This window comes from Paraoerskovia sediminicola (assembly GCF_030296575.1).
Lineage (GTDB): Bacteria > Actinomycetota > Actinomycetes > Actinomycetales > Cellulomonadaceae > Paraoerskovia > Paraoerskovia sediminicola.
On record NZ_AP027729.1, the window covers coordinates 3,086,208 to 3,106,881 of the forward strand.

The 20,674-nt window shown below is 73.9% G+C and carries 18 protein-coding genes, 3 pseudogenes and 1 riboswitch; of the genes and pseudogenes, 1 reads left to right on the forward strand and 20 read right to left on the reverse strand.

What is annotated here, in order from left to right; genetic code table 11:
* Positions 1 to 2: 2 nt before the first annotated feature.
* The 3 genes and pseudogenes from QUE47_RS14260 to clsA form a co-directional block, all read right to left on the reverse strand.
* A pseudogene (locus QUE47_RS14260) lies at positions 3 to 334 on the reverse strand (small basic family protein).
* Positions 331 to 1,227, reverse strand: coding sequence for a DUF881 domain-containing protein (locus QUE47_RS14265; protein ID WP_286217824.1), 897 nt, complete (start codon positions 1,225 to 1,227; stop codon positions 331 to 333). Before QUE47_RS14265 ends, QUE47_RS14260 begins: the two are co-directional and overlap by 4 nt.
* Positions 1,228 to 1,274: 47 nt before the next feature.
* Positions 1,275 to 1,985 carry a cardiolipin synthase ClsA gene (gene clsA / locus QUE47_RS14270; protein ID WP_286217825.1) on the reverse strand — a complete coding sequence of 237 codons (711 nt, stop codon included), beginning with the start codon at positions 1,983 to 1,985 and terminating at the stop codon, positions 1,275 to 1,277.
* Positions 1,986 to 2,400: 415 nt separating this feature from the next.
* Between clsA and QUE47_RS14275 the strand changes: the two genes are divergently transcribed.
* On the forward strand, positions 2,401 to 4,371 hold the full coding sequence (locus QUE47_RS14275) for a DEAD/DEAH box helicase (RefSeq protein WP_286217826.1): 1,971 nt from the start codon (positions 2,401 to 2,403) through the stop codon (positions 4,369 to 4,371).
* A 132-nt stretch (positions 4,372 to 4,503) separates the two neighbouring features.
* On the opposite strand, the gene QUE47_RS14280 is transcribed toward QUE47_RS14275, so the two are convergent.
* The 17 genes and pseudogenes from QUE47_RS14280 to mihF form a co-directional block, all read right to left on the reverse strand.
* The gene (locus QUE47_RS14280; RefSeq protein ID WP_286217827.1) at positions 4,504 to 4,923 is read right to left on the reverse strand and encodes a PH domain-containing protein; all 420 of its coding nucleotides are present in this window, start codon (positions 4,921 to 4,923) and stop codon (positions 4,504 to 4,506) included.
* A 92-nt stretch (positions 4,924 to 5,015) separates the two neighbouring features.
* Entirely contained in the window at positions 5,016 to 5,864 is an 849-nt protein-coding gene (gene hisG / locus QUE47_RS14285; RefSeq protein WP_286217828.1) for an ATP phosphoribosyltransferase, read from the reverse strand.
* A gap of 104 nt (positions 5,865 to 5,968) precedes the next feature.
* Complete coding sequence (locus QUE47_RS14290) at positions 5,969 to 6,232, reverse strand: phosphoribosyl-ATP diphosphatase (protein ID WP_286217829.1); 264 nt, start codon at positions 6,230 to 6,232, stop codon at positions 5,969 to 5,971.
* Between the two features lie 89 nt (positions 6,233 to 6,321).
* Positions 6,322 to 6,789 (reverse strand): 6,7-dimethyl-8-ribityllumazine synthase, encoded by a 468-nt coding sequence (ribH, locus tag QUE47_RS14295; protein WP_286217830.1) that lies wholly within the window; start codon positions 6,787 to 6,789, stop codon positions 6,322 to 6,324.
* A complete protein-coding gene (gene ribA, locus QUE47_RS14300; RefSeq protein WP_286217831.1) occupies positions 6,786 to 8,102 on the reverse strand; it encodes a GTP cyclohydrolase II in 1,317 nt (438 codons plus the stop codon). Before ribA ends, ribH begins: the two co-directional genes overlap by 4 nt.
* On the reverse strand, positions 8,099 to 8,722 hold the full coding sequence (locus QUE47_RS14305; protein WP_286217832.1) for a riboflavin synthase: 624 nt from the start codon (positions 8,720 to 8,722) through the stop codon (positions 8,099 to 8,101). Before QUE47_RS14305 ends, ribA begins: the two co-directional genes overlap by 4 nt.
* Positions 8,722 to 9,822, reverse strand: coding sequence for a bifunctional diaminohydroxyphosphoribosylaminopyrimidine deaminase/5-amino-6-(5-phosphoribosylamino)uracil reductase RibD (gene ribD / locus QUE47_RS14310; protein WP_434019767.1), 1,101 nt, complete (start codon positions 9,820 to 9,822; stop codon positions 8,722 to 8,724). The genes QUE47_RS14305 and ribD overlap by 1 nt, the downstream gene beginning before the upstream one ends.
* Before the next feature lie 182 nt (positions 9,823 to 10,004).
* Positions 10,005 to 10,128, reverse strand: a riboswitch (FMN riboswitch).
* Positions 10,129 to 10,223: 95 nt separating this feature from the next.
* Positions 10,224 to 10,888 (reverse strand): annotated as a pseudogene (gene rpe / locus QUE47_RS14315) (ribulose-phosphate 3-epimerase).
* 114 nt (positions 10,889 to 11,002) lie between these two features.
* Positions 11,003 to 12,658, reverse strand: a complete 1,656-nt coding sequence (locus QUE47_RS14320; RefSeq protein WP_286217834.1) for an RsmB/NOP family class I SAM-dependent RNA methyltransferase — start codon at positions 12,656 to 12,658, stop codon at positions 11,003 to 11,005.
* On the reverse strand, positions 12,655 to 13,590 hold the full coding sequence (fmt, locus tag QUE47_RS14325) for a methionyl-tRNA formyltransferase (protein WP_286217835.1): 936 nt from the start codon (positions 13,588 to 13,590) through the stop codon (positions 12,655 to 12,657). Before fmt ends, QUE47_RS14320 begins: the two co-directional genes overlap by 4 nt.
* 9 nt (positions 13,591 to 13,599) lie before the next feature.
* Complete coding sequence (locus QUE47_RS14330) at positions 13,600 to 14,247, reverse strand: HAD-IA family hydrolase (protein ID WP_286217836.1); 648 nt, start codon at positions 14,245 to 14,247, stop codon at positions 13,600 to 13,602.
* A complete protein-coding gene (locus tag QUE47_RS14335; protein ID WP_286217837.1) occupies positions 14,244 to 16,520 on the reverse strand; it encodes a primosomal protein N' family DNA-binding protein in 2,277 nt (758 codons plus the stop codon). The genes QUE47_RS14330 and QUE47_RS14335 overlap by 4 nt, the downstream gene beginning before the upstream one ends.
* Positions 16,521 to 16,557: 37 nt before the next feature.
* Positions 16,558 to 17,754 (reverse strand): methionine adenosyltransferase, encoded by a 1,197-nt coding sequence (gene metK, locus QUE47_RS14340; protein WP_286217838.1) that lies wholly within the window; start codon positions 17,752 to 17,754, stop codon positions 16,558 to 16,560.
* A 169-nt stretch (positions 17,755 to 17,923) separates the two neighbouring features.
* Positions 17,924 to 19,155, reverse strand: a pseudogene (coaBC, locus tag QUE47_RS14345) (bifunctional phosphopantothenoylcysteine decarboxylase/phosphopantothenate--cysteine ligase CoaBC).
* A 51-nt stretch (positions 19,156 to 19,206) separates the two neighbouring features.
* Entirely contained in the window at positions 19,207 to 19,539 is a 333-nt protein-coding gene (rpoZ, locus tag QUE47_RS14350; protein WP_286217839.1) for a DNA-directed RNA polymerase subunit omega, read from the reverse strand.
* Positions 19,540 to 19,663: 124 nt separating this feature from the next.
* The gene (gene gmk, locus QUE47_RS14355; protein ID WP_286217840.1) at positions 19,664 to 20,293 is read right to left on the reverse strand and encodes a guanylate kinase; all 630 of its coding nucleotides are present in this window, start codon (positions 20,291 to 20,293) and stop codon (positions 19,664 to 19,666) included.
* Between the two features lie 6 nt (positions 20,294 to 20,299).
* Entirely contained in the window at positions 20,300 to 20,611 is a 312-nt protein-coding gene (gene mihF, locus QUE47_RS14360; protein ID WP_286217841.1) for an integration host factor, actinobacterial type, read from the reverse strand.
* Between the last annotated feature and the right edge of the window lie 63 nt (positions 20,612 to 20,674).

Consider the following 20,674-nt stretch of genomic DNA (forward strand, 5'->3'; position numbering starts at 1 on the left):
CGTCACGCCTTGAAGAGGTGGCGACGGATCGCGGCAGCGTTGGAGAAGATGCGGATGCCGAGGACGACGACGACCCCGGTCGACATCTGCGAGCCCACGCCCAGCTGGTCACCGAGGAACACGATCAGCGCCGCGACGACGACGTTCGACAGGAACGAGACGAGGAACACCTTGTCGTCGAACATCCCGTCGAGCTTGGCGCGCAGCCCGCCGAAGAGTGCGTCGAGCGCCGCGACGACCGCGATGGGCAGGTAGGGGGCGACGACGGGGGCACGGCAGGCTGGAACGCCAGCCCGATGACGACACCGATGACGAGCCCGACGACGGCGATCACTGGTCGACTCCCTGCTCTTCGGACGGCTGTGGCGTGGCGTCGGGCACCGTGGTCGTGCCCGGGACGGACGTCTCCGCCGACGCGCCCTGCGTGGTCGTCGGCGATTCTACGGGTTCGGCGTAGTAGAGATCGGCAGGGCTCCCGGCCGGGACGTCGAGCTCGCTCTGGCCGACGACAGAGGTCTGGATACCGAAGTTGGAGAGCGAGACCATCCACTCCCCCGCGTCCGAGCGGGCGAGTCCGCTCTGCAGGTCTCCGGGGTCGCCGATCGCGACGATGACGTAGGGGCTGTTGATGGGCTGCAGGTCGACGAGGACGGCGTCTCCCGCGCTCCGGATGGCGCTCATCGAGGTGAGCCGGTGGTCGTTGACGGCGATGGCCTCGGCGCCGGCGGCCCACAGGGAGTTGACGACGATCTGGAGGTCGAGGTCCTGGACCCGGGTGTCCGGGTCGACCTCGGCCCCGGCGAGCGTCGAGGCGTCGCGGAGCGTCACGACCGCTCCCGGCCCGGAGACCGCCGTGGCGCCCGACTGCACCCCGTCCCGGCGCAAGGTCTCGAGGAGCGCCGGGCTGACCTCCTCGAGCGCCGAGGACCGCAGCGCGTCGACCTCGGAGCCGACGGCGTCCACCTGCGCGGCGAGCGCATCGGCCTCCTCCTGCCGTTCGGCGATCTGCTCGTCGAGGAGCTGGCGTGCCTCGACGGCCGCCGGCTGGGGCTTGCGGAGCTCGACGGCGGCGGTGACGGTGACGGCACCCAGCAGCACGGCGAGGAGGGCCATCCAGGCCTTCGTCAGCGTCGAGCGCGGGACGGCGTCCGCGGACTCGCGTCGCGCCGCGGCGGCGGCGTACCCGGGGTCGAGCGGGCGCTCCATGACCTCCTTCAGGAGGGTCATGGATGCGTCCTTCGGCGCGGAGGGCCGAGCCTCGCCGTCCGGCCGGCTCACGGCGTCGTCCCTGGATCTCGAGCAGTGTCTCGTGCGGGGTCTCCTGAGGGCGGCGCCGTCGGCGACGCAGCCGGCGGTACCGGCGCCGGTCCTGCAGTGCTCGGCGTGCCCACCGACCTGAGCGGGGCCTCGGCGCGCCGCAACGCCTGGACCTGGCGTACGTACTGCACGCCAGCGATCCAGTAGAGGCCGACGCCCCACCAGCTGAAGGCCCATCCGACGACGGCGGCGGTCTCCCCGACCCACCCGGGGGCCTCCGCGAGCAGGAGCAGCGGGAACGCGTACAGGAGCGCGAAGGTCCCGGCCTTGCCCACGAAGGTGACCGGGAGCGGGCCGTGCCCGCGTCGGGTGAGGGCAGGCAGGGTCGCGAGGAGCAGCACGTCCCGCGCCACGATCACGACGAGCAGCCACAGGGGCACGATGTCGCGCCAGGCGAGGCCGAGCAGGGTCACGAAGATGAAGAGCCGGTCCGCCGCCGGGTCCAGCATCTGCCCGAGCCGGCTGGTCTGGTTCAGTCGCCTCGCGAGGACGCCGTCGAGCCAGTCGCTGGCACCCGAGACCAGGAGGACCGCGAGGGCCCAGAGGTCCTCGCCCTGGATGATCAGGACGGCGAAGACGGGGACGAGCAGGATCCGGGCGAAGCTGATGAGGTTCGGGACGGTGAGGACGCGCGAGCTCACCTCGTCCCGTGCCGCTGCTTCTGCCACCAGCCCATCACCTGCCGCCACCTGCCGACTCGTCCACCGCGAGACCGGACCCGGTCGTCACGTCTCCCCGCGAATGCTCCCACGGGCCCGAGCGGGCCACGAGCACCCCCGCGCGTCCATCCTACGGACCGTCGCCGCCGGTCACGTCCGCCGCAGGAGCACACCAGCACGACGCGTCGTGCTGGTCGCACCGCGTGTGTCCGACCTCACCGGACGCGCCGCAGCGCCCCTGTCGCTCCCCGGCTTCCCCGCGTACGATGGGGACATCCCTTTGGAGTTCGTCGCTGTTCCCGCGTGTTCGTGTGCGCGTGACCGAGAGTCACGCATGTGTGTTTGTCCGGGAGTGCGACCTGCGGAGATCCGTCCTGGTGACCGCACCCCGGCTCCGACACCTCCACGAACGGTTCATTCTTCGATGACTGACGTCCGTGCGCCTGAGCGCGCCACCGACCAGACCACACTCCCCACCGACACCGCCGGCGAGACCGCGACCGACGCCCCCGTCGGCCCCACCTTCGCGGACCTCGGCCTCCCGGCCGAGCTGCTGAGCGCGATCTCCGACCTCGGCTTCGTGACGCCGTCCGCCATCCAGGCGCAGGCGATCCCCACGCTCCTCGGCGGCCGCGACATCACCGGCATCGCCCAGACCGGCACCGGCAAGACCGCCGCGTTCGGCCTCCCGCTGCTCGCCGCGATCGACCCGAAGCTGCGCGCCGTCCAGGCGCTCGTCCTCGCCCCGACCCGCGAGCTCGCCATGCAGGTCGCCGAGGCCATCGAGACCTTCGCCGCGCGCATGCCGGGCGTCGAGGTCGTCGCCCTCTACGGAGGCGCGCCCTTCGGCCCCCAGGCCCGCGCCCTCACCCACGGCGCACAGATCGTCGTCGGCACCCCGGGCCGCGTCATCGACCACCTCGAGCGCAAGACCCTCAAGCTCGACGCGATCCGCTTCCTCGCCCTCGACGAGGCCGACGAGATGCTCCGCATGGGCTTCGCCGAGGACGTCGAGACCGTCTTCTCCCAGGCCCCCCGCGAGCGTCAGGTCGCACTCTTCTCCGCGACCATGCCCCCGCAGATCCGCCGCGTCGCCCAGCACCACCTCAACGACCCGGTCGAGATCGCCGTCGCCCGCCAGGCCACGACCGTGACCAGCGTCCGCCAGACCTACGCCGTCGTCCCGTTCCGCCACAAGGCCGGCTCGCTCGCCCGCGTCCTCGCGGTCTCCGAGGCCGACGCCGCCATCGTGTTCGTCCGCACCCGCGCCGCAGCCGACGAGGTCGGTGCCGCACTGGTCGAGCGCGGCATCACCGCCGCCACCATCTCGGGCGACGTCGCGCAGAAGGACCGCGAGAAGATCGTCGAGCGCCTCCGCTCCGGCCAGGTGGACGTCCTCGTCGCCACCGACGTCGCCGCCCGCGGCCTCGACGTCGACCGCATCGGGCTCGTCGTGAACTTCGACCTGCCCAAGGAGCCCGAGGCCTACGTGCACCGCATCGGCCGCACCGGCCGCGCCGGCCGCTCCGGCACCGCGCTCTCGTTCGTCAACCCGCACGAGCGTGGCCGCCTCAAGCAGATCGAGCGCATGATCCGCGTCCAGCTCGAGGAGATCGAGATCCCGTCCCCCGCGGACGTCTCGGCCCACAAGACCAAGAACCTCCTCGCGAAGCTCCCCGAGCGCATCGCCGCCGGTCGCCTCGCCATGTACACCGAGCTCGTCAAGGCGCACCTCGCCGAGCACGACGGCGACCCTGTCGAGATCGCCGCGGCGCTCGCGGCGCTCGCGGTCGGGGACGACGGCCCGCAGGCCCGCGAGGAGCAGGAGCGCTTCGAGGCGGAGCGTGCCGAGGCTCGTGCCGCCCGCCAGTCGCGGTCGAGCGACCGGGACCGCGAGGACCACCGCGCGCCCCGCCGCGGCCCCCGCGACGACGCCCGTCGCGAGCGTCGTGAGACCGGCATCCGTCGGGACTCCCAGGGCACGCGCTACCGCGTCGCCGTCGGCCACTCGCACGGCGTCGAGCCGCGCGGGATCGTCGGAGCCCTCACGAACGAGGGCGGTCTGCAGGGCAAGGACCTGGGCAAGATCGACATCTTCTCGAGCTTCTCGCTGGTCGACATCCTCACCCCGATGAGCCCGGAGACGCTGGACCGCATCGGCCGCGCCCGCGTGGGCGGCAAGGCGCTGCGCATCAGCGAGGACCGCGGCGCCCCGTCGCACCCGCGCACCCCCGCGACGGCGGCCGGGACTCGTACCGCGGCCACGGCCCGTCGGGCCGCACCGACGGCGGGCGTCCCTCGCGGGACAGCCGCGGTGGCGAGCGCTACGGCGACCGCGCCCCGCGCTACAGCGCGGCGCGCTGACTCCGCGCTGACTCCGCGCCGGCCGTGCTGACTGCGCGCTGACCTCGGGCCTCTCCGCGAGAGCCCCGCAGCCGGTCAGCACGACCGGCGACAACGCCCGGTCACCCCGCGAGGGGTGGCCGGGCGTTCGCGTGTCCCCTGCCCGGGCCAGGTGCCGGCGGGCTCAGCTGTTGTCGGACGTCGTCCCGCGGGTCGGTTCGCGGCCCTCGCCGTGCGCCTGCGCGAGGGTGGCGACACGGCTCGCCTCGTCCCTGCCGTGCTGCCCGTCCGCCTGCTGGACGGCGACCACGGAGAGGGTCTCGCCGTCCGACAGGTCGAGCTGGAGCCAGGCCTGGTCCGGGCCGAACCGCACGGCGACGACCTGGGACCACTCGAGGCGCCGCGTCACGACGACGTTGCGGACCGTGATGCCGTTCGGGTCGACGTCGGCGCGCACGCCGCCCAGGCGCCACAGCAGGAGGACGACGAGGGCCGCGAAGAGCAGGAGCGACGCACGGTTGCCCCAGGAGGCCAGCTCGCCGGTGGCCAGCACCACGACGGCGCCGCAGACCACCACGGTGAGTACGCCGACCGCGATCGCCATCCATCGACCGAAGCGGGGCCTCACCGTCGCGTACGGGTCAGCGTGGGCCATCGGCCTCACCTGCCCCGGGAGCGCGAAGGAACTCGTGCACGTCAGAGACGGCAGGCGTGGATCGAGGTGACGAGGATCGCGCGGGCGCCGACGTCGTAGAGAGCGTCCATGACCTGGTTGGTCTGCTTGCGCGGCACCATCGCGCGTACGGCGGCCCACTCGCTGTCGTGCAGGGGCGAGACCGTCGGAGATTCCAGACCCGGCGTGAGCGCGACCGCGGTGTCGACGAGCGAGACCGGGACGTCGTAGTCCATGAGGACGTACTGGCGGGCCGTGAGCACGCCCTGGAGCCGGCGGGTCAGGACGTCGAGGCCCGGGGCCTCGGAGGCGCCGTGCCGGGTGATGAGGACGGCCTCGGAGAGGAGGATCGGCTCGCCGAAGACCTCGAGGCCTGCGGCACGGAGCGTGGTGCCGGTCTCGACCACGTCGGCGATGAGGTCGGCGACCCCGAGCCGCACCGAGCTCTCGACGGCGCCGTCCAGGTGGACGATCTCCGCGGGCTCGACGCCCTGGTCGGCGAGGTAGCGCTGCACCAGGAGGTTGTAGGAGGACGCGATGCGCTTGCCGGCGATCTCCTCGACCGTCGTGATGGTCCCGGCGGGTGCGGCGAACCGGAAGGTCGACCCGGCGAACCCGAGGGGCAGGTGCTCCTCGGCGGCGGCCCCCGAGTCGAGCAGCAGGTCGCGCCCGGTGATCCCGACGTCGACCGTCCCCGCCCCGACGTACACGGCGACGTCGCGCGGACGCAGGAAGAAGAACTCCACGTCGTTGTCCGGGTCCGCGAGCACCAGCTCACGGGTGTCCCGGCGTTGGCGGTAGCCGGCCTCGCGCAGCATCGCGGAGGCGGGCTCGGAGAGAGACCCCTTGTTGGGGACGGCGATGCGCAGCACGGTTCCTCGTTCGTTCGTCGGCACTGGTCGGGCTCTGTTCGGGCTGTGGTCGGACTCTTCTCGACGGTGCCCGGCGGCCCCACCTCACGGCAGGCGCCAGGGCGTCACAGGTAGCGGTAGACGTCCTCGAGGCTCAAGCCCTTGGCGACCATCATGACCTGCAGGTGGTAGATGAGCTGGGAGATCTCCTCGGAGGCCTCGGCGTCGCTCTGGAACTCGGCGGCCATCCATACCTCGGCGGCCTCCTCGACGATCTTCTTGCCGATGGCATGGACCCCGGCGTCCAGCTCGGCGACCGTGCCAGACCCTTCCGGGCGGTCGACGGCCTTCTGGGCGAGCTCGGCGAAAAGGGACTCGAACGTCTTCACGGGTTCAGCCTAGACGGCGGCGGGCACCGCCGCGCCCAGGTCCGCACCGCGGGCACCACGGTCCCGGAAGGTCGTCGCCCTGCGCGTCCTCAGAGCGCGCGCAGCGCGACGACGGTCGCCACGGCCGCCTCCGCGGCCTCGGCCCCCTTGTCCTCGTTCGATCCCTCGAGGCCGGCCCGGTCCAGCGCCTGGGCCTCGTCGTCGCAGGTGAGCAGGCCGAACCCGACCGGGACCCCGGTACGGACCGTCACGTCGGTGAGCCCTGACGTCGCGGCCGAGCAGACGTAGTCGAAGTGCGGCGTCCCGCCACGGATCACGACGCCGAGGGCGACGACGGCGTCCGCGCCCGCCGCGGCGGCCCGCGACGCGGCGACCGGCAGCTCGAAGGAGCCGGGCACGCGGACCTCGGTGACGTCGGTCACGCCCGCCGCCGCCAGCGCTCGCCGGGTCCCGGCGAGCAGCCCGTCCATGACCTGGGTGTGCCAGCTCGCGGCGACCACCACGACGCGGATCCCCGTCCCGTCGATCTCGAGCCTCGGCGCTCCTGCTCCGCTCATCGTGTCGTCTCCTTCGTCATGGGTGGTTCCTGGGTCCCGTCGGCCCCCGCGAGGTCGAGCAGGTGGCCCATCGAGGTCTTCTTCGTCATCAGGTAGGCGTGGTTGTGGGTGCCGTGGCCCACCTCGAGCCGTCGGGCGTCGACGACGTCGATCCCGCTCGCCGAGATGCCGGTGACCTTGGCGGGGTTGTTGGTCAGCAGCGTCACGCGTCTCAGCCCGAGGTCGTCGAGGATCGCGGCGGCCGCCCCGTACTCGCGACGGTCGACCGGCCACCCGAGCTCCAGGTTCGCCTGCACGGTGTCGCGCCCGGCGTCCTGCAGCTCGTAGGCGGCGATCTTCGCGAGCAGACCGATCCCCCGACCCTCGTGGCCGCGCAGGTAGACCACCGCTCCCCCGTGCTCGGCGACCTGGGCCATCGCGCTGCGCAGCTGCGGTCCGCAGTCGCACCGCAGCGAGCCGAACGCGTCGCCGGTCAGGCACTCGGAGTGGACGCGCACGAGCGGGGCGGCGCCTGGCGAGGCGTCACCGGCGTGCGGACGCACGGGCACGAGCGCCAGGTGCTCGGAGCCGGTGGTCACGTCCCGGTAGCCGTGGACGCGGAACTCGCCGTGCTCGGTCGGGAGCGCGGCGACCGAGGTCGCGACGACGCGGTGCGGGCGCGGTCCCGTCCGCTGGTCCTCAGTCACGGGGTCGTGCTCGCTGCGCCAGGCGATGAGGTCCTCGATGGTGATGAGCACGAGCCCGTCCCGCTCGGCGAGGCCGGCCGCGTCGTCGAGCCGCATCATCGAACCGTCGTCGCGCACGAGCTCGGCGATGCCGCCGACCTCTCCCGCGCCGGCGAGCCGGACCAGGTCGACCGCTGCCTCGGTGTGCCCGGCGCGGTGGAGCACCCCGCCGGGCACCGCGCGCAACGGAAGGACGTGCCCGGGGCGGATCAGGTCGGCGGCGCCGGCCTCCGGGTCGGCGAGCACCTGGAGCGTCCGGGTCCGGTCGCCTGCTGAGATCCCGGTGGTGACCCCCGCCGCGGCGTCGACGGTCACCGTGTAGGCGGTCCGTCGGGGGTCCTGCGAGTTCGGCACCATCAGGGGCAGGTCGAGGTCGTCGGCGCGCGTCGCGGGCATGGGCGCGCAGAGGTAGCCCGACGAGTGCCGGATCGTCCACGCCACCCAGTCGACCGAGACCGTGGCCGCGGCGAAGACGACGTCCGCCTCGTTCTCGCGCTGGGGCGAGTCGGCGACGAGCACGGGTCGCCCGGCGCGGATCGCCGCGATCGCGTCCTCGATCGTCCCCGTGGCGACGTGCCGCGCGCTCATGACGCGTCCTTGTGGGGTGCGACGCGCCCGGCGAGGAGCCGTTCGACGTACTTCGCGATCACGTCCACCTCGATGTTCACCTGGTCGCCGACCGCGAGGTCGCCGAGCGTCGTCGCCGCGAGCGTCGTGGGGATCAGCGAGACGCCGAACGTGGTGTCGGCGACGAAGGTGACGGTCAGCGAGACCCCGTCGAGGGTGATCGAGCCCTTCTCCGCGACATAGCGCAGGACGCCCGCGGGTGCCGAGAGCACGAGGTCGTCCCATCGCGCTCCGGGGTCCCGGGAGACGAGGCGCCCGACGCCGTCCACGTGGCCCTGGACGATGTGGCCCCCGAGCCGACCGTGTGCGGGCATCGCCCGCTCGACGTTCACCCGTGACCCGGGCGCGAGCGCGGCCAGCGCTGTGCGGCGCAGGGACTCCGGCATCACGTCGACGGAGAACGACCCGCCCTCGACGCGGACGACGGTCAGGCACACCCCGTCGACGGCGATCGAGTCGCCGAGCACGGCGTCCGAGGCGGCGAGCGGCCCCTCGACGGTCATGACGGCGTCGGCCTCCGGCCCGTCGGGGAACGTGATCTCCCCCACCGTGCCGATCTCCTCGACGATTCCCGTGAACATCAGTCCTCCTCCGTAGCTGTCTGCGGGTGGGCGACCACCAGCACGTCCTGGCCGAGCGTGCGCACCTGTGTCGTCGTGAGCCGCACGGCGTCGGCGATCGTGCCGATGCCGAGGTCCGCCGTGGCGTGGGCGCCGGCACCCAGCAGGACCGGCGCGACGTACGCGTGGACCTCGTCGACGACGCCGGCGCGCAGGAACGCGGCCGCCACCGTCGGCCCGCCCTCGACGAGCAGGTGCCGCACCTCCCGCGCGTGGAGCGCGCCGAGGACCTCGTGGACGTCGTGGGTCCGCAGGTGCAGCAGCGCGCCCTCGGGGCCCCGCACCCTGGCGTCCTCCGGCACGTCCCGGTGCCCGACGACGACGCGCAGCGGTTGGTCGGGCGCCCCGGAACGTTCGTTCCCGACGCGTGCGGTCAGTGCGGGGTCGTCGGCGAGGACGGTGCCCGTCCCCACCGCGATGGCGTCGACGAACGCGCGCACGCCGTGGGCGTGGGCCCGGGACTCGGGCCCGGTGATCCACCGGCTGGTGCCGTCGACGGCGGCGACACGCCCGTCGAGCGTCGTGGCGGTCTTGAGCGTCACCCACGGACGACCCCGGCGGACGGCGCGGAGCCAGGCCCCGAGCACCTCCTCGCCCTCGCAGCGCCGCACGTCGCCGACGACGTCGATCCCCGTGCTCTCCAGGTGAGCAGCGCCACCGACGGCGACGGGGTTCGGGTCCGGGACCGCGAACACGACCCGGCCGACACCGGCCTCGGCCAGCGCGACCGAGCACGGGCCGGTCCGACCCGTGTGGTGGCACGGTTCGAGCGTCACCACCGCCGTCGCGCCTCGGACGTCCGCCCCGCGCGAGGCAGCGTCCTCGAGGGCGACGACCTCTGCGTGCGGAGTCCCGGCGCCGTGGTTGCGTCCCTCGGCAAGGACTGTCCCGACTGCCCCGACCAGCTCGCCGTTCGGGGCGAAGACAGCAGGCGCGGCGGCGACCGTCGTGGGCGGCACCTCGCCGTCGACGGGCGAACCGTGGCCGAGGATCACGCAACCGACGCGCGGGTTGGCTCCGTGGACGGGGCGCTCCCGGGCGAGATCGAGTGCGCGGCGCATCGCGGCGTCGATCGTCAGACGCTCGCCGTGCGTGGGCGCGGTGGGACGCGAGTCGTGCTCGTCGTCGGTCGCTGCCATGGTCCCTCCCCTCGAAGCGTCGGTGCTCCGGGGTGAGGGCGTCGCGACGCGCAGGGACCTGCGGCGTCACGGCACCACGGCATACGGGTACGACCCGCACGCCGCCACGGCTCCTCCCATCCGGACTCTCACCGTCGGTCCTGGAGTTCCACCAGGTCAACCGCACCGAAGTGCGGGTCGCGGACTGTCACCGCCGGCTCGGACTTTCACCGACCCCGGAGCTCGTGTTGCGTTCTGCTCCAGGCATTTTGCCATAGGTGCGCTGGGTGGTCTGGTGCGATCGGCGCGATGAGACGCGCTTGGCACACTATTAATACTGATGGCTAGTGTCGGCATGCACCGTCAGCGAGGTTGCGCAGCGCCTCGATCTCCGCCGGGACGTCGTCCGCCCCGTACACGGCCGAACCCGCGACGAAGACGTTCGCGCCGGCGTCCGACGCCCGCTCGATGGTCGAGCGCGAGACTCCCCGTCCACCTGGACCCAGACGTCGAGGCCCGCCGCGGCGACCGCCTCGCGGGTGCGACGGATCTTCGGCAGCGTCCCCTCGATGAACGACTGGCCCCCGAACCCCGGCTCGACGGTCATGATCAGGACCATGTCGAGCTCGGGCAGCAGGTCCACGTAGGGCTCGATGCTCGTGGCCGGGCGCAGCGCCATGCCCGCGCGGGCACCCAGCCTGCGCAGCTCGCGGGCGAGCCGCACCGGGGCCGCAGCGCTCTCGGCGTGGAACGTCACCGACGCGGCGCCGGCCTCCGCGTACTGCGGGGCCCAGCGGTCCGCGTCGTCGATCATCAGGTGCGCGTCGAGCGGGATCGGCGACACCTGCGCGAGACGCTCGAAGACCGGGAGCCCCAGCGTCAGGTTCGGCACGAAGTGGTAGTCCATGACATCGACGTGCGCGTAGTCCGCCGCCGAGATCGCGTGCAGGTCGCGTTCGAGGTTCGCGAAGTCGGCGGACAGGATGCTCGGGGCGATCAGAGAGGTCATGGCACCAGCCTATGGCGCACCACCCGCCTAGAACCGTCCAGCCCTCGCCCAGCCCCCGCGCACGGCCCGCTCAGTGCCCGATCAGTGCCAGATCCGTGCCCGCTCAGCGTCCACTCAACGCCGACGTAGGAGCGTGAGGTGCATCGCGTCCGTGCCGTGCAGGTGCGGCCACAGCTGGACGTCCGAGCGGTCCGACAGCTCGATCTCCTCGCCCCCGGCCTCGCGCACGACCTGCCTGACCGCGGCGGCCGCGTCGACGCGCTCGACGTCGTCCCGCCCCCGCAGCACGTCGTCGACGACGAACCTCGTCTCGGCGAGGTGCGGCGAGCAGGTCACGTACCCGACCATGCCCCCGGGCCGGACCGCGGCCAGCGCCGACCGGAGCAGCTCGCCCTGGAGAGCGGTGAGCGTCCCGACGTCGGACGGCGTCCGTCGCCAGCGCGACTCGGGTCGCCGCCGCAGGGCACCCAGCCCTGTGCAGGGCGCGTCCAGGAGGACCCGGTCGTAGGCGCCCGGCTCGGTGGTCCCCGCCGCGCGTCCGTCTCCGGTGCGCACGTCCTCCACCGCGTCCGCCATCACGGCCGACAGGGCACGGTGCACCAGGTCCGTCCGGTGCGGCTGGACCTCGTTCGCGACGACCCGCGCGCCCCGCTCCCCCGCCACGGCGGCGAGCAGAGCCGCCTTGCCGCCCGGCCCCGCGCACAGGTCGAGCCAGCGCTCGTCCGGGCCCTCGATCTCGGCCGCGAGGAACGCGAGCGTCACGAGCTGGCTGCCCTCGTCCTGGACGCCGATCGAACCCTCCCGGACACCGGTGAGCGCTCCCGGGTCGCCGCCCTCGAGCACGCGCGCGGTCGGCGCCCACCGCCCGGCGGCGGTGCTGACCACGGCGGCGGTGCGCGGCGATCTGCGCGCGCCGGCCGGACCGCTCGGACCGTCAGGTGCCGAGCGAGGCGCCCCGTCCCCGGACGTCCCAGGGGTCCGGTCGGCCTTCGGGCCGCCGATCTCCGCGAGCTCTCGCTCCACCGGGAGGCCGGGACGGACGACCAGCGTCACGCGCGGTGCGGCGTTGTCGGCGCGCAGGAGGTCCTCGGTCTCCTCGGCGGGTCGCCCCGCCGCGACCAGCGACTCCCGCAGCGCCCGCGTGATCCATCGCGGGTGGCTCTCGAGGACCGAGAGGCGCTCGTCCTCCCCGCCGGTGGCGCGCGCCGCGTCCCCGACCGCCAGGAGCCACTCGTCGACGGGCGTGCGCGCGACGCTCCGGAGCACGGCGTTGACGAACTGCGCGGCACCGGCGCCGACCTTCTCGCGCGCGAGGCCGACCGTCTCCGAGACCGCGGCGTGGTTCGGTACCCGCATCGCGGTCAGCTGGTGCGTGCCCAGCCGCAGGAGGTCGAGCACCGGAGGGTCGATCTTGTCCAGGTGCCGGTCGACGCACCGGGCGATCACCGCGTCGTGGCGCCCCCGCATGCGCAGGGTGCCGTACGCGAGCTCCGTGGCGAACCCGGCGTCGCGCCCGGTGATCGAGCGGGAGCGCAGCATCGGCGGGAGGACGAGGTTCGCGTAGGCGTCGGACCCGTCGACCTGGCGCAGGACGTCGTAGGCGACCGCCCGGGCCGGGTCGCTGCCTCTGCGGCGCTGCGACGGCGCCGCCGCGCTCCGGTGGCCGGAGCCCTGGGACCGTGCGGCCCCACGCTGGCGGCCTCGACCGTCGCGCCGGTCGCTCGCCCGATCGTTCCGCCGGTCGCTGTTCCGGTCGTTCTGCCCGCTCACGCGGACGCCCCCAGCACGAGGTCCTCGGCGAGCCGCGCACCGCGCGCCCAGTCCGCGGCGGCCATGTGCTTCTTGCCGACCGGGGCGACCTCGCCGAGCTCGACCGCGTGGGTCCCGGTCCCGACGAGCACCTCCTTCTTCCCGGCGCGCACCTCGCCCGGGCGCAGGTCGGTCACGTCGGGGCGCGGGACCACGGGTCCGAGCCCTAGCCGCGCGCCGTCGGGCAGGGTCGTCCACGCACCCGGCGCCGGGGTGCAGCCTCGCACCGAGCGGTCCACCGCGAACGCCGGGTCGGCCCAACGCACCTCGGCGTCGGCGGTCGTCAGCTTGGGGGCGAGGCTGACGCCGTCCGGCGGCTGCGGGGTCGGGGACATCGCACCGTCCTCGAGCGCGTCGAGCGTCGCGACGAGCAGACCGGCACCCGAGGTCGCGAGCCGCTCCAGCAGGTCTCCGGACGTGTCCCGGCGGCGCACCGTCTCCGTCGTGGTCCCCAGGACGGGACCGGTGTCGAGGCCTTCGTCCAGCAGGAACGTCGAGGCCCCGGTCACCTCGTCGCCCGCGATGACCGCGTGCTGCACGGGTGCCGCGCCGCGCCAGGCCGGCAGGATCGAGAAGTGCAGGTTCACCCAGCCGAGCCTCGGCACGTCGAGCACGTCGCGACGCAGGATCTCCCCGTAGGCGACGACGGGGGCGCAGTCGACGTCGAGCTCGCGGAGCCGGTCGGCGAAACCCTCGTCGCGGGGGCGGTCGGTGATGACCGGCAGCCCGAGCTCCTCGGCCCGTGCCCGCACGGGGCTCGGCGTGACCTTGCGGCCGCGACCGGAGCGCGCGTCGGCACGGGTGAGCACGGCGACGACCTCGTGCCGGGACCCGACCAGCGCCTCGAGGGATGGGACCGCAGCCTGCGGCGTACCGGCGAAGAGAACACGCATGCGGCGAGTCTAGGTGCGCGGCGGCTCCGGGGCGGCACCGCCGACCGCGATCCCGAGCGCGCGCAGGTCGGAGCGCAGGGCAGCGGTCGTCGTGAACACCAGACCGCGGAAGCCGAGCGCCGCTGCGGCCGCGACGTTGGCCTCGCTGTCGTCGACGAAGACCGTGCGCGCGGGCACCAGCCCGAACCTCTCGACGGCGAGCCCGAAGATCCGCGGGTCCGGCTTGGCCACGCCCACCTCCCCCGACACCAGGACGTCACGCAACCGCCCGATCGCGGGCGCCGCGGGCTCAGCCGCCCAGAACAGCTCCGCCGACCAGTTCGTCAGGCCGAACAGCCGCAGCCCCAGGTCGTCGAGCTCGTCGACCAGGCCCTCCGAGCCCTCGACGGGTCGCGTGAGGGACGCCGGGAAGTGAGCCACGTAGGCCTCGACCGCGGCCACGTGCTGCGGGGCGACACGCCGCAGGTCCGCGATCGCGTCGCGCCACGTCCGGCCCTCGTCCTGGCGATGGTTGAACGCCGCGAAGTCGAGCTCGCGCAGCGCCGCCTCGGCCGCCTCCCGCGGGACACCCGCGGACATCGCCACCGACGGCTCCCACCGCACGAGCACCTGCCCGAGGTCGTAGAGCACGGTGTCGATCGTGGAGTCCGCCGTCACAGCATCTCCTCCGGGTCGAGGCGAACGCGCACGCCGCCGCCCTCGCGCCGCGCGCTGCGGACGCCGAGGGACGCGCTGAGCTGGTTCGCGAGGGTGTCCCCCTCGCGGGCGGGGACACGGACCACGACCCGCACGGGCGGCGCGAGCGTCCTGTCGGGGTGGCGCCCCTCGGGCTCCACGTCGACCGGTCCCAGCACGGTGGTCGCGGTCGCGAGCGGCACGCGGGCGACGACCGCACGGACGGCCTCCCTGTCCCCCGTCACCGCGGCCACGCGCACGGCGGGCGGCAGGTCCAGCTCGGCGCGCTCCGTGAGCTCGCGGTCGGCGAGCCCGGCGGGGTCCCAGCGAACCAGGGCGTTGGTGGGCGCGGGGGCGGCGTCACCGACGAGCAGCACCTGACCGCCGTCGGGGGCGGGGCGCACGAGCGCGGCGGCGGCGAGCCACCGGTGCAGCGCCGCCTGCGTCACCGCGAGTCCGACGTGGGCGGTGCTGACCGCGGCGTCCAGCAGGAGCGCGGCCGCGTACCCGCCCGGGACCACGGGCTCCGCCCCCGGCGTCGCCACGACGAGCGCTCTGCCCGCAGGGACGGTCGCGAGCACGCCACCGGGTGCGGTGGCGCCCGACTGCCGGACGGTCACGCCAGGAAACGCCCGGCCGAGCTCCTCCGCGGTGCGCTCGGAGCCGACGCGCACCGACCGCAGTCCCGTGCCGTGACACTCGTCGCACCGCCACCCGCCGGCGAGCCGCCCGCACCACGTGCACTGCGGTGCGGCGGCGGCGCCCGTCAGCCCCAGCGGGCCGTGGCACGTGCCGCAGGTCGCCGGGGTGCGGCAGCGCGCACAGGCGACGACGGGCAGGTAGCCCCGCCGCGGCACCTGCACCAGGACCGGGCCGTCCTCGAGCGCTGCGCGGGCCGCCCGCCAGGCCGCCGTGGGGAGCCGTGCCGCCGCCCCGGCGCCCTCTGACGCCAGCTCGACCGAGGTCAGCGCCCGGACACGGGGCGCCCGGCGCCGGACGACGTCGCGCGCGGCCGTGATCTCCCGTGCCCACCCCGAGGCGAGCAACGACTGCGCGACGACGCTCCGGCCGTGGCTGCCGACGAGCCACGCCGCGCCCTCGAGCTCGCTCCGCAGCCGCAGCACCTCCCGGACGTGCGGGTACGGGGCCCTCGGGTCTGCGTGCGTCTCCTCGTCGTCCGACCAGCACACGACCAGGCCCAGGTCCTGCACGGGGGCGAAGGCCGCTGCACGCGTCCCGACGACGACCCGGACGTCGCCGCGCAACGCCGCCAGGAAGCTCCGGTAGCGAGGTGACGGGCCGTCGTCCGCCTCCAGCCTGACGTACTGCCCCGCCGAGCGCGCCGTGCAGCAGGTCCAGCCGGTCGCGTCGAGCGCCCGCGACAGGTGGTCGACGTCGCGCGCGTCGGGCAGGACCACGAGCACCCCGCGACCCGCCTGCTCGACGGACCGCACGAGACCCGCGAGGGCCGCCGCCCAGTCCTCGACCCCGGGCGTGCCGTTCGTGCGGCCGGCGAGAGCCGTCCACACGGCACGCGGGCCGCCACCGGCCGCGACGCGCTGCACGAACGCGGCGCCGCTCCCGTAGTCGTTCCACAGCGCTGCGCTGCGCTCACGGGCCTCCGCCTGAGCAGGATCGTCAGGATCAGCAGCAGGGTCCGCAACTAAACCAGCAGAAGCAGCAGGACCAGCAGGAGCAGCAGGGTCCGCAGCTGGAGCAGCAGGGTCGGCAGGGTCGGCAGGGTCGGCAGCCTGCTCGGCGACGGAGCCCTTGGTGCCTCCTCCACCCGGACCGCCGCTCACGTGCGCGGCCTCGGCGCGGGCGTGACGGCGCGGCACCGCGAGCCGCAGCACGTCGGACATGGTCCCAGCGTACCGGTCGGCGACCGCACGGCACAGGCGGGCGACCTCGGGGGTCAGCACGGGCTCGGCCGAGACGAGCCGCCGCAACGGCTGCAGCGCGCCGTCGTGCTCGGTGGTCGACGAGCGGGCGAGCACGTACCCGTCCAGGTCCTGGGCGCCGAACCGCGCCTTGACGCGTACGCCCGGCCGGACGTCGTCCGACATCGCGGCGGGCACGAGGTAGTCGAAGGTGCGATCGAGGTGCGCCGGCGCCAGGTCGAGCGCGACCCGCACGATCGGGTCGGTCTCGGCGACGGGGACGCCGCCCGCGCGGCGTCGGGACGACGCCTTGGCGACGGGCGCGGGGACGTCGGACAGGTCGATGAGCGCCTGCTGCTCGCCCTGGTCGGTCACGGGACCATCTCAGCACAGCCCGCCGACAGCGGGTCCGTCAGACGGCGGCGCGCAGCGCCTCGGCGCGGTCGGTGCGCTCCCAGGTGAAGTCGGGGAGCTCACGGCCGAAGTGTCCGTAGGCGGCCGTCGCCGCGTACACCGGACGGAGCAGGTCGAGGTCGCGGACCAGCGCGCCCGGGCGCAGGTCGAACACGGTGTCGATGGCGGCGCGGATGCGGTCCACGGGCACGGTCTCGGTGCCGAACGTCTCGACGTAGAGGCCGACCGGGTGGGCCTTGCCGATCGCGTACGCGACCTGCACCTCGCAGCGCCGGGCGAGCCCGGCGGCGACGACGTTCTTCGCGACCCATCGCGTGGCGTACGCCGCGGAGCGGTCGACCTTCGACGGGTCCTTGCCCGAGAACGCGCCTCCACCGTGACGCGCCATGCCGCCGTAGGTGTCGACGATGATCTTGCGGCCCGTCAGGCCCGCGTCGCCCTGGGGACCGCCGATCACGAACTTGCCGGTCGGGTTCACGAGCAGCCGGGTGGAGCTCGTGTCGAGGTCGACACCCAGCTCGGCGAGGACGGGCGCGACGACCCGGTCGGCGACGTCCTGGTGGAGGACGTCCTGCAGGACGTCCGGGTCGTGCTGGGTGGAGAGCACGACGGTGTCGAGGGTGACGGCCCGGTCACCGTCGTAGCCGATCGTCACCTGGGTCTTGCCGTCGGGGCGCAGGCCGGGGAGGGTGCCGTCCTTGCGGACCGCGGCGAGCCGCTCGGCGAGGCGGTGGGCGAGGTAGCCCGGCAGGGGCATCAGGGACGGCGTGTCGTCGCACGCGTACCCGAACATCAGACCCTGGTCGCCCGCGCCCTGCGTGTCGAGCGGGTCGACGTCGCTCTGGTCGTCGCGCCGCTCGAGCGACTTGTCGACGCCCTGGGCGATGTCCGGCGACTGCTGACCGATCGACACCGACACCCCGCACGAGTCGCCGTCGAAGCCCACGGCCGACGACGTGTACCCGATCCGGCGGACGACGTCGCGCACGATCTGCGGGATCTCGACGTAGGCCTCGGTGGTCACCTCCCCCGCGACGTGCACGAGCCCGGTGGTGACCATCGTCTCCACGGCGACCCGGGAGGTCGGGTCCTGCTCCAGCATCGCGTCGAGGATCGAGTCGGAGATCTGGTCGCACACCTTGTCGGGGTGTCCCTCGGTCACGGACTCGGAGGTGAACAGGCGCAGGTCGGTCATGGTCCGCAGCCTATGTCCCGAGGCGTGGGCATGCGTATCCGCCGTACGAGATGAGACGTTCGTAACGCGATTCGTGGACGCGGGGCACGCGGGATCCACCGTCATGGGAGCGCTGGGCCGGTGGGCGCCGCCGGCGTGCGCCCCCAGCACGGGCGCGGCGGTCGGGGCCTCAGCGAGCGAGGCGCGACACCACGGCGTCGAGGAGCGCCTCGGCCACGGCGCGCTTGGTGCCCTGCCCGGTCGACACCGTCTCGCCGTCGCGGTCGACGATCGTCACGGCGTTCTCCGCGACGCCGAAGCCGACGCCGTCGCCGACCGCGTTGATCGCGAGCAGGTCGGCACCCTTGCGACGGGCCTTCGCACGGCCGTGCTCGAGCACGTCGCCGTCCGCGTCGCCCGTCTCGGCGGCGAATCCCACGACGACCTGGCCGGGGCGCAGGCGCTCGGCGGACAGCTCGGCGAGGATGTCGGGGTTCTCGACGAGCTCGATCGTCGGCGGCGGCGCACCGGCCGACTTCTTGATCTTGCTCGCCGCGGTGCCGGCGGGACGGAAGTCGGCGACGGCAGCCGCCATCACGATCACGTCCGCATCGCCGCCCGCGGACCGGACGGCGGACCGCAGCTCTGCGGTGGTCTCGACCTCGACCAGCGAACCGGGATCCAGGTCGGACACGTCCACGCCGACGGACGCCGCGACGAGCGTCACACGGGCTCCGCGCTTGCGTGCGGCCCGCGCGATCTCGACCCCTTGGAGGCCGCTGGACCGGTTGCCGAGGAACCGCACCGGGTCGATCGGCTCACGTGTGCCACCAGCGGAGACGACGACGTGCCGACCGTCGAGGTCCCGGGCCGTCCCGCTCGTCCCGCCCTGCTCGGCGCGACCGGCGACGGCCAGCGCGATCTCGGCGATCTGCTCCGGCTCGGGGAGCCTGCCGGGCCCGGTGTCGGCGCCGGTGAGTCGGCCGCTGGCCGGCTCGACGACGTGGACGCCCCGCTCGCGCAGGGTCGCGACGTTGGCGCGGGTCGCCGCGTGCTCCCACATCTCGGTGTGCATCGCCGGTGCCATCACGACCGGGCAGCGCGCCGTGAGGAGCGCGGAGGTCAACAGGTCGTCGGCGCGTCCCGTCGCCGCACGCGACAGCAGGTCTGCCGTCGCGGGCGCGACGATCACGAGATCGGCCTGCTGCCCGAGGGCGACGTGCGGGACTCCTCGACGTCCTCGAAGACCTCGGAGGTGGCGGGCTCGCCCGACAGTGCCTCCCACGTCGGCGCGCCGACGAAGCGCAACGCCGCCGCGGTCGGGAGCACGCGCACGCTGTGACCCTGCTCGCGCAGGATCCGCAGGAGCAGGACCGCCTTGTACGCCGCGATGCCACCGCTGACGCCCAGCAGGACTCTCATGCGGTGGCTCCTCGGTCGGGCAGCAGGGCGGTCACGCCGTCGGGCGGCGGGTCAGAGCTCGAGGGAGTCGGGGTCCTCGACGACCGGGTCGGTCTCGGGTGCGTCGAGCACGAGCGCGGGCGTCTCGGCGCGCGGCGTGAGCGTCAGCAGACCCGAGTCGATCTCGCGCATGGCGATCGACAGCGGCTTCTCCTGGTTGCGGGTCTCGACGAGCGGGCCCACGTTCTCGAGCAGCCCCTCGTTCAGCTGCGAGTAGTACGCGTTGATCTGGCGCGCGCGCTGCGCGGCGTAGGTGACCAGGGCGTACTTCGAGTCGACTCGCTCGAGCAGCTTGTCGATGGGCGGGTCGGTGATGCCCTCGGGGGCAGCGATCGTTCCGGACACGTAGCTCTCCGTGGTTCTCGGGGCTCTGCGGGGTCCCGCAGAGGTGGCGCACACCGGTGGGCGTGCACGGCGGCGGTGCCGGTACGAGGGCGCACCCAGGTACGGCTGTCACCGCAACACCAGTCTAGTGCGTGCTGTCCAGTCGGGTGGGGGCCGACGCTCCCGCGCCCAGGTCTGCCTCGGTGATCCCCATGACACGGACCAGCTCGTCGGTCGCCCGCCGGACGTCGTCGTTGACGATCACGTGGTCGAACTCGGGCTCCGCCGCGAGCTCGACGCGGGCCGTCGCGAGTCGTCGCTCGCGCTCCTCCGCGTCCTCCGTGCCACGGCCGACGAGGCGACGCTCGAGCTCTTCCCAGCTCGGGGGCGCGAGGAACACGAAGGTCGCCTGCGGCATGGACTCCCGCACCTGGCGCGCACCCTGCAGGTCGATCTCGAGGAGCGTCGCGAGGCCGGCGTGGTCGCGCTCGACGACGGGCCCTCGGGGCGTGCCGTAGCGGTTGCGCCCGTGGACGACGGCCCACTCGAGCATCTCGCCGTCCGCGACCATCCGGTCGAAGTCGTCCGCCGTGACGAACCGGTAGTGGACGCCGTCGATCTCGCCCGGGCGGGGCGCCCGGGTCGTCGCCGACACCGAGAGCCAGACGTCCGGGTAACGCTCCCTGATGTCGGCCGAGACGGTCCCTTTGCCGACTGCGGTCGGTCCTGCGAGGACTGTCAGGCGGGACGACGGCGCTGGTGCGGGTGACGACACGAAGCTCTAGCCAAACCTCTCGATGAGCGCCTTGGACTGGTGCGGGCCCAGCCCGCGGACGCGGCGGGTCTCGGCGATGCCGATCTCCTCCATGATCGCACGCGCCTTGACCTTCCCGACGCCGGGCATCGACTCGAGGAGGGCCGTCACCTTGAGCTTGCCGATGATGTCGTCGGAGTGCCCCTGCTCGATCACGTCGGCGAGCGAGCCCTGCGAGAACTTCAACCGGTTCTTGACCTCGGCGCGCACACGGCGCGCCTCCGCCGCCTTCTCGAGCGCCGCCGCGCGCTGTTCGGGGGTCAGGTGGGGAAGTGCCACGCAAGTCACCTTCTCTGGTCAGATGTGCCGCCTGGGGAACCGCCGGCGGCACCGTGGCCGCGT

Coding starts and splice junctions, on each gene's coding strand:
- QUE47_RS14265 (WP_286217824.1), bottom strand. CDS start 1,227: ATGACCCTCCTGAAGGAGGTCATGGAGCGCCCGCTCGACCCCGGGTAC.
- QUE47_RS14275 (WP_286217826.1), top strand. CDS start 2,401: ATGACTGACGTCCGTGCGCCTGAGCGCGCCACCGACCAGACCACACTC.
- QUE47_RS14280 (WP_286217827.1), bottom strand. CDS start 4,923: ATGGCGATCGCGGTCGGCGTACTCACCGTGGTGGTCTGCGGCGCCGTC.
- ribH (WP_286217830.1), bottom strand. CDS start 6,789: ATGAGCGGAGCAGGAGCGCCGAGGCTCGAGATCGACGGGACGGGGATC.
- ribA (WP_286217831.1), bottom strand. CDS start 8,102: ATGAGCGCGCGGCACGTCGCCACGGGGACGATCGAGGACGCGATCGCG.
- QUE47_RS14305 (WP_286217832.1), bottom strand. CDS start 8,722: ATGTTCACGGGAATCGTCGAGGAGATCGGCACGGTGGGGGAGATCACG.
- ribD (WP_434019767.1), bottom strand. CDS start 9,822: ATGCGCCGCGCACTCGATCTCGCCCGGGAGCGCCCCGTCCACGGAGCC.
- fmt (WP_286217835.1), bottom strand. CDS start 13,590: ATGCGTGTTCTCTTCGCCGGTACGCCGCAGGCTGCGGTCCCATCCCTC.
- metK (WP_286217838.1), bottom strand. CDS start 17,754: ATGACCGACCTGCGCCTGTTCACCTCCGAGTCCGTGACCGAGGGACAC.